The organism is Haemophilus parainfluenzae (assembly GCF_003253005.1).
GTDB lineage: Bacteria > Pseudomonadota > Gammaproteobacteria > Enterobacterales > Pasteurellaceae > Haemophilus_D > Haemophilus_D parainfluenzae_M.
Genome location: NZ_QEPZ01000003.1, coordinates 44,760 through 60,212 on the forward strand (window position 1 = coordinate 44,760; position 15,453 = coordinate 60,212).

At 35.8% G+C, this 15,453-nt stretch carries 15 protein-coding genes; 4 read left to right on the top strand and 11 right to left on the bottom strand.

The window, feature by feature from the left end:
• Positions 1–91: 91 nt before the first annotated feature.
• The 4 genes from DPV97_RS04590 to DPV97_RS04605 all read left to right on the top strand — a co-directional run bounded on the left by DPV97_RS04590 (position 92) and on the right by DPV97_RS04605 (position 4,694).
• Positions 92–2,026: a TonB-dependent receptor plug domain-containing protein gene (locus tag DPV97_RS04590; protein WP_070714840.1), complete on the top strand. Its 1,935-nt coding sequence runs from the start codon at positions 92–94 to the stop codon at positions 2,024–2,026.
• 74 nt (positions 2,027–2,100) lie between these two features.
• Positions 2,101–2,886 (top strand): substrate-binding domain-containing protein, encoded by a 786-nt coding sequence (locus tag DPV97_RS04595; protein ID WP_070714838.1) that lies wholly within the window; start codon positions 2,101–2,103, stop codon positions 2,884–2,886.
• Positions 2,887–2,992: 106 nt separating this feature from the next.
• Positions 2,993–3,970 carry a FecCD family ABC transporter permease gene (locus DPV97_RS04600; protein WP_070714836.1) on the top strand — a complete coding sequence of 326 codons (978 nt, stop codon included), beginning with the start codon at positions 2,993–2,995 and terminating at the stop codon, positions 3,968–3,970.
• Positions 3,963–4,694: an ABC transporter ATP-binding protein gene (locus DPV97_RS04605; RefSeq protein ID WP_070714834.1), complete on the top strand. Its 732-nt coding sequence runs from the start codon at positions 3,963–3,965 to the stop codon at positions 4,692–4,694. Before DPV97_RS04600 ends, DPV97_RS04605 begins: the two co-directional genes overlap by 8 nt.
• Positions 4,695–4,742: 48 nt before the next feature.
• Here DPV97_RS04605 and ndk read toward each other — a convergent pair whose 3' ends face one another.
• From ndk to DPV97_RS04655, 11 genes are read right to left on the bottom strand one after another with little or no spacing between them, the layout of a single operon-like run.
• The gene (gene ndk, locus DPV97_RS04610; protein WP_049374675.1) at positions 4,743–5,162 is read right to left on the bottom strand and encodes a nucleoside-diphosphate kinase; all 420 of its coding nucleotides are present in this window, start codon (positions 5,160–5,162) and stop codon (positions 4,743–4,745) included.
• A 10-nt stretch (positions 5,163–5,172) separates the two neighbouring features.
• A complete protein-coding gene (gene pepB / locus DPV97_RS04615; protein ID WP_049374676.1) occupies positions 5,173–6,474 on the bottom strand; it encodes an aminopeptidase PepB in 1,302 nt (433 codons plus the stop codon).
• 18 nt (positions 6,475–6,492) lie between these two features.
• Complete coding sequence (gene rfbB, locus DPV97_RS04620; protein WP_070714832.1) at positions 6,493–7,503, bottom strand: dTDP-glucose 4,6-dehydratase; 1,011 nt, start codon at positions 7,501–7,503, stop codon at positions 6,493–6,495.
• The gene (locus tag DPV97_RS04625) at positions 7,503–8,384 is read right to left on the bottom strand and encodes an acyltransferase family protein (RefSeq protein WP_070714830.1); all 882 of its coding nucleotides are present in this window, start codon (positions 8,382–8,384) and stop codon (positions 7,503–7,505) included. The genes rfbB and DPV97_RS04625 overlap by 1 nt, the downstream gene beginning before the upstream one ends.
• On the bottom strand, positions 8,374–8,553 hold the full coding sequence (locus tag DPV97_RS09575; RefSeq protein WP_070714827.1) for a hypothetical protein: 180 nt from the start codon (positions 8,551–8,553) through the stop codon (positions 8,374–8,376). The genes DPV97_RS04625 and DPV97_RS09575 overlap by 11 nt, the downstream gene beginning before the upstream one ends.
• A gap of 14 nt (positions 8,554–8,567) precedes the next feature.
• Complete coding sequence (locus DPV97_RS04630) at positions 8,568–9,695, bottom strand: acyltransferase family protein (RefSeq protein ID WP_070714825.1); 1,128 nt, start codon at positions 9,693–9,695, stop codon at positions 8,568–8,570.
• A complete protein-coding gene (gene wbaP, locus DPV97_RS04635; RefSeq protein ID WP_070714824.1) occupies positions 9,682–11,097 on the bottom strand; it encodes an undecaprenyl-phosphate galactose phosphotransferase WbaP in 1,416 nt (471 codons plus the stop codon). The genes DPV97_RS04630 and wbaP overlap by 14 nt, the downstream gene beginning before the upstream one ends.
• A 12-nt stretch (positions 11,098–11,109) precedes the next feature.
• On the bottom strand, positions 11,110–12,213 hold the full coding sequence (gene glf / locus DPV97_RS04640) for a UDP-galactopyranose mutase (protein WP_070714822.1): 1,104 nt from the start codon (positions 12,211–12,213) through the stop codon (positions 11,110–11,112).
• A gap of 4 nt (positions 12,214–12,217) precedes the next feature.
• On the bottom strand, positions 12,218–13,264 hold the full coding sequence (locus DPV97_RS04645) for an NAD-dependent epimerase/dehydratase family protein (protein ID WP_070714820.1): 1,047 nt from the start codon (positions 13,262–13,264) through the stop codon (positions 12,218–12,220).
• On the bottom strand, positions 13,264–13,992 hold the full coding sequence (locus DPV97_RS04650) for an IspD/TarI family cytidylyltransferase (RefSeq protein ID WP_070714818.1): 729 nt from the start codon (positions 13,990–13,992) through the stop codon (positions 13,264–13,266). The genes DPV97_RS04645 and DPV97_RS04650 overlap by 1 nt, the downstream gene beginning before the upstream one ends.
• A 9-nt stretch (positions 13,993–14,001) precedes the next feature.
• The gene (locus DPV97_RS04655; RefSeq protein ID WP_070714816.1) at positions 14,002–15,453 is read right to left on the bottom strand and encodes a flippase; all 1,452 of its coding nucleotides are present in this window, start codon (positions 15,451–15,453) and stop codon (positions 14,002–14,004) included.

Genomic DNA, 15,453 nt, shown 5'->3' on the forward strand with positions numbered 1-15,453 from the left:
AGAATTTGTAAAGTAAATGAAAATTCTCAACTAGGAAATGAATTTCTATTGTGCCAAAATAGTGCACTTTTCTAAAAGAGGAACCAACTTAATGAAAACTAACTTAATTACTACCGCACTTTTATTGAGTGCGTCAGCTTTTGTACAAGCTGAAACCAAAACCGAGCTTGAACCGATCAATGTGTATTCAGCTTACGCAACACCTGTAAACCAAGATCAAACTGCATCATCAGTCACCGTATTAACAGAAAAAGATTTTGCTGAGCGTAATGCGACTTATGTAAGTGATGTATTGAAGACTGTGCCAGGTGTGGCAATGGGAGCAACTGGAGGTCGTGGTGCTGTAACTAGTTTATTTTTACGTGGTGCAAATTCAAAACATACTGCGGTCATTATTGACGGCATTCGCGTTAATCCGGCTGATACTAACTTTGATTTTGGTGGATTAGCATTAAGTAATATTGAACATATCGAAATATTACGTGGTGAGCAATCTGCACTCTGGGGCAGTGATGCTATGGGTGGTGTAGTTTATATCACCACAAAAAGTGGATTATATAAAGACAAGCCATTTAATGCAGATTTTGACTTTGGCACAGGGTCGCACCGTACACGAGATGGTTCTGTTACACTTTCCGGTCAGCATCATGGCCTTTATTATGCGCTTCATGGCGATAGCCATCGTACACAAGGGATTTCTGCGCGTAGCGAACACGTATTTAATTATACGAGCGTATCCGGCATGAAAAGCACAAACGTGCCGGCAACTGAAAAAGACGGCTTCCACCGTGATAACGTGTCTATGCGTTTAGGTTTTGATGATAGTAAAAAAGGAGTGGATTTCCTTGCTTCTCACTCTTCTCAAACCTTGCATTTTGATAATAGTGCAGCAGATGAATTAAAATTTGATGATAATACCCGTACACGCGAAACTCGCTATAAATTAAGCGGTTATTTTGGTAATGCAGAAGATTTATTTGTGCATAAAGCGGCGGTAAGTCACGTTAAAATGGATACTGATACTGCACAATATAAAAGTTGGGCTTCCGCTGTTGGTAAAACAGAATACGACAGCAAAAAGTTGAATACGAACTATCAACTTGATATTAACTTCGACCGTGAAGGTGAAGTCAAACAAGCCGTCAGCGTATTAGCGGATTATCAAAATACGAAATATATTGCTTCCGCTTACAACTTTGCTGAGAAAAAATTAACCGAGAAAAGTATCGCTGCTGAATACCGTTTATTTACTGAATCTGACCATAGTCTCTCTGTAAGCGGTCGTTATACAGATAACAGCTTATTTGAAAATGCATTCACGGCTCGCCTTGCTGGAGCTTATCGTTTATCACAAAATTTAAAAGCACACGCAAGTATTGGTAAAGCAATCCACAATCCAACATTTATTGATGTTTATGGATGGGGAAATTATACCAGTTGGGCTGCAAACCCAAATTTAAAACCAGAAAAAAGCTTAGGTGGTGAATTAGGTTTATTAGTTGAAAGCAATGACAAACGTCATAGCTTAGATACCACACTCTTTGCCCGTAATGTAGATAATTTCCTTTCTGCAGTCCCAGTTAGAGGTTCTACAGCTTATCGCACAATCAATCGTGACGGTAAAACCAAAATCAAAGGCGTAGAAGTGGCGTATAACGGTAAATTTACCGAGCAGCTGTCAGGTTACGCGAACTATACTTACACCTATATTAAATCTGAAAATGATCAATATGGTTCAAACTACGTTCGCCGTCCAAAACACACAGGAAACCTTGGTTTAGCTTATCAAATCACGGAAAAACTAGGTTCTGATGTGAATGTTTCTTATGTAGGTAAACGCCTTGATTCCGGCGATTTCAAAATGCCATCTTACACCTTGGCAAACTTAGGCTTGAACTACAAAGTGGTAGATTACTTGACAATTTATGCGAACCTCAACAACCTATTCAACAAAAAATACGAAAACGTACTTGGCTACGGCCAAGACGGTCGCAACGTTTACGTTGGGTTGAAAGGATCGTTCTAATTATTATCCAGATATAAGGGCGTGCTTAGCACGCCTTTTTTACATTATTAACGGCGTAGCGTATTATTATCTATATGCAAAAAACTCGTTTGATTTTAACCGCACTTTTCTTGCCATTGACTTCGCATGCGTCGGAGCAATTTGTCTCGCTCACGCTTTGTGGCGATCGTCTTTTGTCGGAAATTGCACGTCCTGAGCAAATTGCCGCACAGTCACCTTATTCGAAAAATCCGTTGATGATGTTAGACAAAATCAATACCGACAAACCTGTGCTGGAACCACAATTAACGGAATTATTGCCCTATTTGGATAAAACTATTCTGATTAACGAAACCTTTTATCCACAATTAGTCGCAGAGCTGAAAAAACTCAATGCGAAGATTATTCCTATTAACGACAGCCCACAAACGCCTGATGAATTATTTGCGCTGATTCTAGACTTAGGCAAGCAACTGGGGGATGAGCAAAAGGCGGCAGATTTAGTAACAAAACTCAAATCGCAAAACTTTCACTTAAATCGACCGCTTACTGACACACTAATTTTGTCGGAAACAGGCGTAGTAGAGAGTTACTATCCGCAATATCCCGTGCTGTTAAATTTGCTCGGATTAACACCGTTAAAAACACCACTTACTGCACAAAATTTCTCACTAGAAAAAGTAATTTTAAGTCAACCAAATGTGCTAATTTCTCTGACTGACAAACAAGGTTACAATGCACAAGCCGAATTACTACACCACCCTATGTTGCAAGATTTTTTCAAAAACCAACCGCTTGTCAGCATCCCGATGAAATATACCTATTGCTTCGATCACGGCGTATGGCAAGGAGCGGAGAAGATTTATCAACAGTTAAAATAATGTAGTTGCAAATCTCTCCTAACCCCTCTTTGCTAAAGAGGGGTTAGGGGAGATTTGACAAACTAAAATTAACAAATAATATTTGGATTACATAGGAAATTGATCATTGACCAAAACACTTAAATTAAATACCGCACTTTTCTTCGCGTTGCTATTGATTAGCGGCTTTGCTGTTTATCATCAGCTCGGTGATTTCGCGCATCTCAAAAATGCGGATGGCGTGCTCACCGATATGCGTTCGATGGTGCTGTGGAATATTCGTTTCCCACGCATTGGTTTAGCTTTATTGACGGGTGCCAGCCTAGCGATTGCCGGCAATGCGATGCAAGGTATTTTCCAAAATCCATTAGCGAGTCCAGGCTTACTCGGCAGTAGCGCTGGTGCAACGGCTGCTAGCGTATTTATTCTTTATTATTTTGCTGTGCCATTTTCACTGCTTTTAGCGGGTGGTGTAATTGGGGCGCTTTTAAGTTTTTTCATCGTGTATTTGATCGCCAAAAACTACGGCACCACGATGATGATTCTAAGCGGTTTAGCGGTTAATATGTTGCTTGGTTCAGCAATTGCATTACTGCTTTCCAACGCGGAAAGTCCGTGGGCATTAGCCGAACTTTACCGCTGGTTACAAGGCTCGTTGATGTGGGCAAAATTAGATACTTTACTTATTTCACTCCCCATTGTTCTGGTGGGGATTTTCTGTTTATACCACACTCGCCGATACTTAGATTTACTCACCTTTGGTGAGGAAACAGCGAGCACCATGGGCGTGGATCCGAAACGTAGCTTTTTCATCAGCACCTTCGGTGTGGCTTTATTAGTGGGGGCAACCATTCCACAAACCGGCACCATTGGTTTTATCGGCTTAATCGCACCACACTTTGCCCGTATTTTATTGAAAACTCGCCCATCACAGCTTTACCTCAGCTGTGCGTTAATCGGGGCATTATTGCTGTTACTGGCCGATTTAGCCATTTTATATATCCCGCTGTTCTCACATATTTACATCGGCACATTGACGGCACTTATCGGCGCGCCTTGCTTGATTTGGATGTTATTAACGCAACAGAGAAAAATCTATGATTAGAATTGAAAAACTCACCCAATCCTATTGCTTAAATGACATCAACTGTACGCTTCCATCAGGTAAATTGATCGGCATTATGGGCGCCAATGGTGCGGGAAAATCTACCTTATTGAAAACCATTGCGGGTATCTTGCCCCTCAAACAAGGGGAGGTTTGGTTCGATAGCCAACCATTAAGCAAAATGAATGCAACTGAAAAAAGCCAACACATTGCTTACCTCGCTCAAAATACGCAAATTCATTGGGATTTATCCGTTTATGATGTGATAGCGTTAGGTTTAGCAACTCCGTTACCAAAAGAAAAAGAGCGGTCAAAAATTCAAGCGTTTTCAGAAAAATTTGCGATAATGCATTTGCTTAATAAGCCATTTCAACAACTTTCTGGCGGTGAGAAAGCGCGTGTGCAACTTGCTCGTTGTTGCATTAAGGAATCCCCTGTTTTATTGGTCGATGAACCGATTGCGCCACTCGACCCTTATTATCAAATTGATATGATGGAACAGCTTCAATCACTCACACCACAACACACATGTGTTGTCGCGATTCATCATCTTTCATTGGCTTATCAATTTTGTGATGAAATTGTTCTATTAGATAAAGGAAAATTGTTAGCTGTAGGTGAAACGCAAGCCGTGTTAAATGCGGAGAATTTGGCAAAAGCCTTTCATATTCGGGCTGAAATTGATCCAATGAAAAAGACTATCTCAAAAATTGAAAAGCAATAAAAATAAAAGCACTTAGCGATTCACTAAGTGCTTTTTTATAGAAATGAATTACGGTTGGATTTCTGAATCTACAAAGAAATAAGCAATTTCTCGTTTTGCACTTTCAACGCTATCAGAACCATGGACAGAGTTTTCACGCTGGCTTAACGCGAAGTCTTTGCGGATAGTGCCTTCTGCCGCCTCAGCCGGATTCGTTGCCCCGATTAAAGTGCGGTAATCTTTCACGGCATTTTCTTTTTCCAATACAGAAACCACCATCGGTCCAGACATCATATACTCCACCAACGGTTCAAAAAATGGTTTACCTTGGTGTTCCGCATAGAAACCTTCCGCTTGGTCTTTGGTTAATTGCACCATTTTAAGCGCAACGACACGGAATCCCTGTGCTTCAAAACGCCCTAAAATAGCACCAATTAAATGACGCTTTACTGCATCGGGTTTGATAATTGAAAAAGTACGTTCTGTCATAAAATCCTACTTAACTTGCTTTCGTTACTAATAAATTTGCTAATGTTTTCACACCGATTCCAGTTGCGCCAACCGCCCATAAATCACTACCTGATTTACGATAAGTGGCCGAACAATCAATATGCAACCAACGTTGTTGATAGTTTTTCACAAAATACGATAAAAATGCCGTTGCAGTACTTGCGCCCGCGACAACCGGTGCTGTACCTGTATTTGCAATATCAGCAAAAGAAGATGTGATTTGGCTACGATGGAATTCTTCAAAAGGCAAACGCCAGAACGGTTCATTTTCTTCTTTCGCAGCTTGGAATAGGCTATTTACCAACGCATCATCCATAGAAAGTGCACTGTGGTAATCATTACCCACTGCGACTTTCGCCGCACCAGTTAAGGTTGCACAATCCACAATAAATTGTGGATTTTGACTATCGGCTTCAATTAAGCCATCCGCCAATACTAAACGACCTTCCGCATCAGTATTTAAAATCTCAGCGGTTACACCATTTTTATACGTGATGATATCACCCAATTTAAACGCATTACCACTCACCAAGTTTTCTGCACAGCACAGATAGAGTTTTACACGTTGATTTAAACCGTGCGCAATCGCAAATCCTAATGCGCCCGTTAATAACGCTGCGCCGCCCATATCGGTACGCATAGTACTCATACCATCACTTGGTTTGATGCTATAACCGCCACTATCAAAAGTAATACCTTTACCGACTAAACAAGCTAATACCGGCGCATTTGGATCATTAGTCGGGTTAAAATCTAATTGCAGCATAGCTGGTTTATTAATAGAACCTCGACCTACAGTAAAGATCCCATGGTAACCTTGCTCTTTTAACGCTTCGCCAGAAATGATTTGAAAACTGACCGCACTTTTATCGGCATAATTTTCGGCTTGTTTAGAAATAAACTCAGCCGCGCGTTCTGCTAATTTAACCGGAGTAAGGGTTTGTGCCGGTTCATTAATAATTTCACGCACAAAATCGCCACATTCAATACGGGCCAATAATTCATCTTGTGGCTCATCATCTAAATGAGGAAATTCAATCGAATAATCTTGCTTCGCCGAGTAAAAACCTTGATAAAATGCCCAACAATTTTCTAACTCCCATGCATCCCCCACAAGTTCAACATCTTTAATACCTTGCCCACGTAACTTACGTGCGGCTTTTTGAACTAAAACAAGGTTCGATTTTTCATCATCTTTAAGATGAATAACGGCTTGATCTTGATTAAAACTTAAAATGGCATTTTTGCCCCAACTCTCCGAAGCGGGAGCCGTTGATAATGTAATTTGCATGTGGTTCTTCTCCTTTATTTATCTATTATTCTCTAGGTACCATTTTACCGTTTGACGAAGCCCTTGTTCAAAGGTTATTTGCGGTTGCCAACCTAATTCTGCATGAATTTTAGAACAATCCAATGAATATCGCACATCGTGACCAGGTCGGTCTTTTACAAAAGTCATTAAATCTTCATAATACTTAATGTGATTAGGCTTATTAGGTGCAAGTTCTTCGAGTAATTGGCAAATGGTTTTAACCACTTCAAGGTTTGTTTTTTCACAATTTCCACCGATATTATAGTTTCCCCCGACTCGACCTTTTGTCAAAACTAAATATAAAGCTTGAACATGATCTTCCACAAATAACCAATCACGAATCTGCTGTCCATCACCATAAATTGGCAAAGGCTTCCCCATCAGCGCATTTGAAATCATTAAAGGAATGAGCTTTTCAGCATGCTGATAAGCCCCATAGTTATTGGAACTGTTTGTGATAATCACTGGCAAACCATAAGTACGATGCCAAGCGTGAACCAAATGGTCACTCGCCGCTTTTGATGCTGAATAAGGACTACTCGGATGATAAGGAGACTGTTCGGTAAAGGCTGGCTCAGAAAGGGATAAATCCCCATACACTTCATCTGTAGAAATATGGTGGAATCGAAAGGCAGATTTTTTAACCTCGTCTAAGGTATGCCAATAATTCTTAGCAACCTCTAACAACGTATAAGTACCAACAATATTGGTTTGAATAAAATCAGCCGCTCCCGAAATAGAACGATCGACATGACTTTCTGCCGCCAAATGCATCACTGCATCTGGCTGATATTTCTCGAAAACGCTTTCTATCGCCTTAAGATCACAAATATCAATTTGCTCAAAAGCATAGCGAGGATTATTTTCTACCTCTTTCAAAGCGGATTGATTTGCCGCATAGGTCAGTTTATCAATATTGATAACAGAATATTGAGTATGGTTAATGATATATCGAATAAGGGCGGAACCGATGAAGCCAGAACCGCCGGTGATGAGGAATTTTTTCATTATTTTTTAACAACTAAAAGGTTTTCTATATACCTATAGCTAAATTCGGAAGCTATGAACATAGCAACAATCGCAAATAAAAATAATGATAGCTGGTTATCTATGCCAAGTAATATATAAACTCTTTTCACTATACACCAAACCAAAATATGAGTACAAAATAGAGCATAACTACGACTAGCAATATAATCAACAATTGTGGATAAAATCTTATTCTTGGGATAAAAATAACCATTATTACTTAATGCCAATAATAACATAAAAGCGGCTGTTATTGAACTTACTGAAAATTTAAAATTAGAGTATATAGCTAACATCGGCAGGACAGCAGATAAGGAAGCAACTAGTAATAGTGATATGAAAATTTTTGATTTTCTTCCAGCCTTAAAAATATTTTCTATAAAATCTTGCCCGATATACCTTATAAAATAATATATAAGAACCCCATAAAGCATAGGATCAAATCTAAAGAGCCATCCCATTTTTTCACCAGGACGGTAAATCATCATTATCAAACAAAATAATACCGATATATATATTACGTACTTCTTTCCTAAAAATAAGTAAATAATGCTAAATATAACAAAAAATTGGAACTCCAAGGATATAGCCCAGAAGTAACCTAAATGTGTTGGTTCAGCAGCCTCATTAAAATTTCTAACCCATAATATTGTAGAAAAAACTTTTTGAGCCATTTGATATGGTTCTAGAAAAAGTTGTTTATTTGGTAAAAATACAGAAAAAAACAAAGCTACAAACACCCAAAAATAGGCAGAAGGAGCTAATCTCTTAAATTTCTTTATCATGAACTCAACTACGAGTTTTGCTCCATTAGCTTTAGAATGATTAGATATTTCCAATTTTTCTAAACTAGCCATCATAAAATAACCAGCTAACACAAAAAAATAACTCAACTCCTGTAGAGGTATGAAATACTTTCCAAATAGCATTTTTCATTGAGCCCCACTCTTCAGGAAAAATAATTGGAGAATGAACGAAAATAACCATTAAAATAGCAAAAAAACGAAGGGATTGGACTTCTTTTATCATAACATTTTCTAAATCTATGAGGTATATTTAACTCGCAATGACATAAAAGGTTTTTCGACAACATTAAAGGTAAGGAAAGCAATCGTGATTACAACTGGCACTTTCCAGACAAATGCCAAAAATAATTCTGTCAAAGTTGTTGGTGATGAATATGAGAAAGTTTTATTTAACATATCAATAATTGGTAGATGTAACAAATATATTGAAAAACTTAATTCTCCTAGTTTTGCTAAAAATTTATCTAGAATTACGGAGTGAAATAAATTCATAGATAAATAAGAAACAACCACTCCTCCCCAACATACTGCTTCAATTGTAAAGGATAGGAAATTTTTATTACCAAATTGCCCCATTAACACTAATAATGAAAATATTAGAATACATAAAGCCGCAATATTATTACCATTTATTCTTTGAAAAAACCCAGTTTTATATAATACAGCAAATAACATTCCAATTAGAAACTGGTCTAATCTACCAACAATTGAATGATATAAATTATAGTAAATACTATCTCCCTTTAGAACAAATAGGTTAAATTTGACTAACACAATTAGTAAAATTAAACCTAATAAATACTTAACTCCAAACCGTGCTAAAAATAGTGCAAGAAAAGGAAATAATAAATAAAACTGAAATTCAACACCGATCGTCCAAATTGGTCCGCTAGGGTAAAATTGATGTCCCCAACCAGTATATGAATGACCAGTATTCAGCTGTAAAGTTAATATCCTAAAAATATCCATTGGAGTTGATGTTTGTCTGCTTGCTGTAATGACTATAAAAGCTAACAAGACCATCATTGGGAATATTCTTAAAACTCTGTTATAGATAAATCCAGAATATTTAATTTTTTTATGTCCCAGATCACTAATTAAACAAAAAAGAAATCCAGTTAAAACAAGGAATAAACTTACTCCAGTAGAGCCTGCAAAAATCCAGTTTTTAATAAAATTACTCAATGATGAAAAAGCACCCTGTATTCCAACATCATCTACAGACAAAGTTATCTTCCCCTTGAAATGAAAAAAAATGACTAACAAGGCAGCCCAAAATCGTAAATGATCTAGCCGCGTCATATAATTAAGATTTAATGATTTCATTTTGTTGTTTAGCAAGCTATTGTTATTAATAAGCGCCATCTCGTTTCAAAACTACATCAACTGTTTTAAACAAAATGGCAATATCATTCCAAAGTGACCAATTTTTCACATACCAAGAATCAAAATAAACGCGAGTGCTATAATCTACATCATTACGACCACTTACTTGCCATAGCCCCGTCATTCCTGGTTTTGCCATAAGGTAATATTCAACATCATCCTGATAGCGCTCTAACTCCTCAGCTACAATAGGGCGAGGACCAACTAAACTCATTTCACCTTTTAAAACATTAAAGAGTTGAGGTAATTCATCTAAACTTGTCTTACGAATAAAAGCACCGATTTTAGTAATGCGAGGGTCATTCTTTAATTTAAAATCTTTTTCCCATTCAGCTCTTGCTTCGGGATCGGTTCTTAGCAATTCATCTAGCACTTCTTTAGAATTCACAACCATGGATCTAAATTTCAGGCAGTTAAACGTTTTTCCATTATGACCAATTCGAGGATGTCCATAAATCGCATTACCTCCATCTTTTTTTACTGAGAAATAAAGATAAAGCAATACTGGAGAAAGTAGAATAATAATAACTAAAGAACCTACAATATCCATTATTCTTTTTAAAATACGAGAGGAACGCTTTGCAAGATTATTATTAACTCTCAACAGCAACATTTCATGGCTGAATAAGAAAGACATATCTGTACCATACAATGGTATTCCTCTAATATTAGGAATAACAGAAACTGAACGGCATTTGTTCAAAGCTAAATATCTCAACCAAGAATCTAACAATATTTCGTCATCTACAGCTAATATGAACTGAACCGTCTTAGTATCTAGTTGCAAAAGTGAAATGATATCCTTATTCTTTGCATCGATTACTTTAATTTTATCTATACCGACTTCGGGAATAGCATCAGATACAACAAAATAGCAAAAACTAAAACCTAAATAAGACTCATCAGATAGTGCTTTATATATATTTTTAGCATTTCGACCACTACCAATAATAACTGTATCTTTTTGGTATAAATTTAGTTTCAAAAGTAATTTTTTTAAACTAATTCTAACTACAGGCACTAAAACTACAATCCAAAACCAAGTCCCGCCCCATAATGTTCTAGATACATAAAGTTTAGAGAAAGCTATAATTGCCAGTTCTATAATAAAAAATATAACTAAGGTTCGAAGTATTTCTTTAAGCTCAAACCAAAAAGGTTTTCTATATGTATAGTGACGTAAATGAATCCAAAACCAGCATACACAACTGAGAGAAATCACGAGGTGAATAAGAATATATTCATCTAGCTCCTCTTTTGGAAAAACGACTTGACTATCATTGAGTAAAGGCAATAGCATCAATGAAATAAAAAAAGAGGAAAAAAAAGCACCAAAATCACCAAGCCAAAGCAATATTTTTGATAATGTTATTCTGTGCATATCAGTCCTTATTTAATTTAGCTCTTTAGCTGAACATGCCAAAGCTTCAGCAATAATATTATGCATATCAAAATATTTATATTGAGCTAAACGACCTCCAAAAATAACATTTGATACATTATCTGCTAATGTTTTATATTTTGAATATAATTCATTATTACGCTGATCGTTAATTGGATAATAAGGTTCATCCCCCTCTTGATATTCTTTTGAATACTCACGAGTGATCACCGTCTTATCTTGCGTACCATATTCAAAGTGCTTATGTTCAATTATACGTGTATAAGGGACTTCACTTTCAGTATAGTTCACAACTGCATTACCTTGATAATTTGGCATGTCTAATACTTCATTACCAAAACTCAAACTACGATATTCTAATTTGCCAAATTGATACTCAAAATACTCATCAATCATTCCTGTAAATACGATTTTATCAGCTACGCTTTCGTAATATTCACGTTCGGCAAAGAAATCGATATTCAATTTTACTTCAATACCTTCTAACATTCTTTCAAAAATACCTGTATAACCACCAATTGGAATACCTTGATAAGTATCATAGAAATAGTTGTTATCATAGGTATAACGAACAGGTAAACGTTTAATGATAAATGCTGGAAGTTCTGTGCATTCCCGTCCCCATTGCTTTTCAGTATAACCTTTAATTAATTTTTCATAGATATCGCGGCCAACTAATGAGATAGCTTGCTCTTCTAGATTTTTAGGATCTGTAATATTCTCTTTTGATATCTGCTCTTTAATTTTAGCTTCAGCTTCTTCTGGTGTGATAACGCCCCACATTTTATTAAATGTAAGCATATTGAAAGGTAAACTATACAATTCATCTTTGTAGCGAGCTACAGGAGAGTTAGTAAAACGGTTAAATTCAGCAAATTGCTGAATATAGTCCCAAACAACTTTATTGCTTGTATGAAATATATGAGCACCATATTTATGCACATTGATACCTTCAATCTTTTGGGTATAGCAGTTTCCCCCAATGTGATCACGTTTTTCAATTACTAAGCATTTTTTACCACGCTTAGTCGCCTCATAAGCAAAAATTGAGCCGAAAAGACCTGCTCCAACAATAAGATAATCATATTTCTTCATTTTATTATTCCTGTAATTCCCAGCTTCTAATCATACGTTTAAACATATTCTCAAGATCCATTTCAGGTTGCCAACCTAATGATTTAAGTTTATCTGAATTTAGTTTTAATTTAACATCTGGAGCATATCCCAAACCACCTAAATTTTCAGGAATACGAACTTCTGCTTTAATTTGATTGTTACCAATTTTATCTGCAACCATTTTTGCCATATTTAAAATGGTGCTATGATTGCGAGCGACATTATAACTTTGCCCTTTCTCGCCTTTTTGCAAAAGAACAAAAATACCGTACACCGTATCTGCCGTATAACAATAATTACCTTCAGATTGCCCCATAGTATGTAAAATAATATCCGTTTTATTGAGTGCACTTTTCGCGAATTGTGCAAATACACGGTTATCAGAAAGAGGTACACCCGCTCCAAATGTTTGAGCAAGCCTTGCACTACACACATTCAGATTATATTGCACTACATAAGCATTGCATAGTGTCTCGCAAACTCGCTTACTTTCAGGGTAGCAACTACGTGGTTTACTAAGATCAATATAACCTAATTTATCTTCAGTAACATTAGTATAATCATCCTTAACCTGACCATAATATTCCATTGAAGAAATATAAACCATCTTACAACTTGGATGTGACTTCACATATTCCAGTAAATTCCTTGTACTTTCAAATGCTGTTAATAGTACGCCTGTTGGATTTTCTACCATTTCTTTTGAAGCAGTAATACTTGCAGCATGTACAATAAAGTCAATACTTTGATCAAAATACAAGGGAGATAACAAACTATCTGTCACAAATATTAAACTTTCATTTGAAAAATCAGCAAAAGTATCTGTTGCTTTTTCTAAATTTCGGACACTAGCTAAAACTGTAATCTGAGCATTTAATACCTGGTTAGCATACAGCATACTTTTTACGATTAAGGAGCCAACAAGACCTGTAGCGCCAGTGACTAATACTGTTGAACGATTAAATTTTCCTTCTTTAAAAACCTTATCTGAAAGAAATTCTAAATCTTCTTTTAAAACTAGATCTTTCATTATTTTTTCTCATCACCACGTTTAAAACCATAAAGCTGCTCATCTTCCTCTAAAGAGAACATAGCCTTAGCTAAATAAAAGTCCTCTTGCGTTGTGATCTTAATATTTTCAGAACCACATTCCACAATATTAAAGTCCGATTCAGGGAAATAATGTTTTACAATTGCACAAGAATCTACAAAAGAAAAATTATTGTCTTCTATCGCTTTTTTGTGTGCTAATTTTAACAAAGACACATCAAAAGTTTGCGGTGCACGTGCTATATAAGAAATATCACGTTTAAGCACGCCGTTAATTTTATTATCCTCAACAGAGACTAAAGTTTCTTTTGCTTTTACACATGTAATAGCAATTTTATTGACCTTTGCAGTTTCAATATTTTCTTTGATAAGCTGACTAGAAATAAATGGGCGGACACCATCATGAATCAAGACAACACCATCACGAATTTCTTTTAATCCATTATAAATAGATTGCTGCCCAGTTTCACCGCCTGTAACCACTTTCTTAACTTTAGTAATACGATATTGTTCTAATAAACATTGCAAATATCGTTCCCATCCTTGCAAAATCACTACAATGATTTCATCAATTTCATCGCAATTTTCAAAAACTTCTAGGGTATGAATAATCACTGGTTTACCATAAACTTTTAAAAACTGCTTTGGCAATACCTTAGAATTCATACGAGAACCTGTTCCACCTGCAAAAATCACTGCCGAATTCATATCCATCTCCTAGTTCTTAGTTAATTTTGATCTAATTTGATTTAGAATAGTAAAAATAAAAGGTTCTTTAGACAGCAATAAAATACCTAAATAACAAATAAAAAACAGGCTCGCGCTTACTAAAAATACAATAACCTCATTATAATTCAGATTTATATTCAGCCATATTGATACACTAATAGCTAAAGATAATGCCATAATAATTCGCATATAACTGATTCCACCAAATAGTACTTGAGAATAAGCTCTTAATATATAAATCTGATAGATTAAAATACTCGACTCAGCCACCATTACAGAAACTGCCGCACCGATTGCTCCGTATTCTGGAATTAAGATTAAATTAAGCACCATATTGATTACAGCAGCAATCACCACAGAATAGCATAGATATTTTTCCTTCTTCAGTGGAATAAGCATCTGAATCCCTGTTAAATTAGATAACCCCACAATAAAAATAATTAACGCTAATACTTGCAGCGGAACAATCGAGCCTGAATAAGCAGAACCAGCCAAAATCAAAACTGATGGTTTTGCAAATAAAATACAGAAGACAACCAAAGGAAGAGATAAGATAAAAATAAATTGTGTTGATTTTGACAAAATATCATTAAACTTATCCCACATATTATTTTCAATATAATAACTTAATCTTGGTAATAAAACGGCACCTAACGAAGTAACAATACTTACCATCACATCTTTTATGCGATATGCTGCATTATAATAACCAACTTCTTCATCCCCTTGCATAAAACCAAGCAATGCCACACTCACATTTACATAAAAAGAGACTGCAATCGTAGTAATAAAAAAAGTCATCATTGGTTTAAGATGGCGTTTAAAGTCATAATTTGAAAAATATTTAATTGTTATTATTTTCCGCAAATTATATAAATTTACGACACCTGAACCAACGGTAGCCAAAATAATGATAAAGGCATAAGCACTATAATCCGCCTCAGTTTTAACACATGTAAAAACAAGTAAAAAAGCAATTAATTTAAAAATAATGGAACGGATAGTAATATAAAAATACTGCTCAATTCCTTTATATAGCCATTCCACCCCCACAATTGTGAATAGAATATTTAAACCAGAAATTAAAAAAAGTGTTTTCTCAGCCTTTAATTCAGGAATAAAAACGATACCTAAAAAATAGACGATATAGACAAAACTCATCAATACCATATTGATGAGTAATATTTCCTGCACTATTTTTGATAATTTTTCTTTATTATCCCTTACTTGCGCACAAGCTCGGATACCATAATTAGCGACACCAAAGGCGGCAAAAATACTAAAATAAGAAACAATAGAATAAGCAAATGCAACTTTCCCCGTTCCAATTGGGCTTAGCACCCTAGAAACATAAGGAAATGTTAATAATGGAAATAAGAAATTAGATACCGTTAATAACATATTCATTAAAAAATTAAATTTAAGCGTTCTTATTTTCAT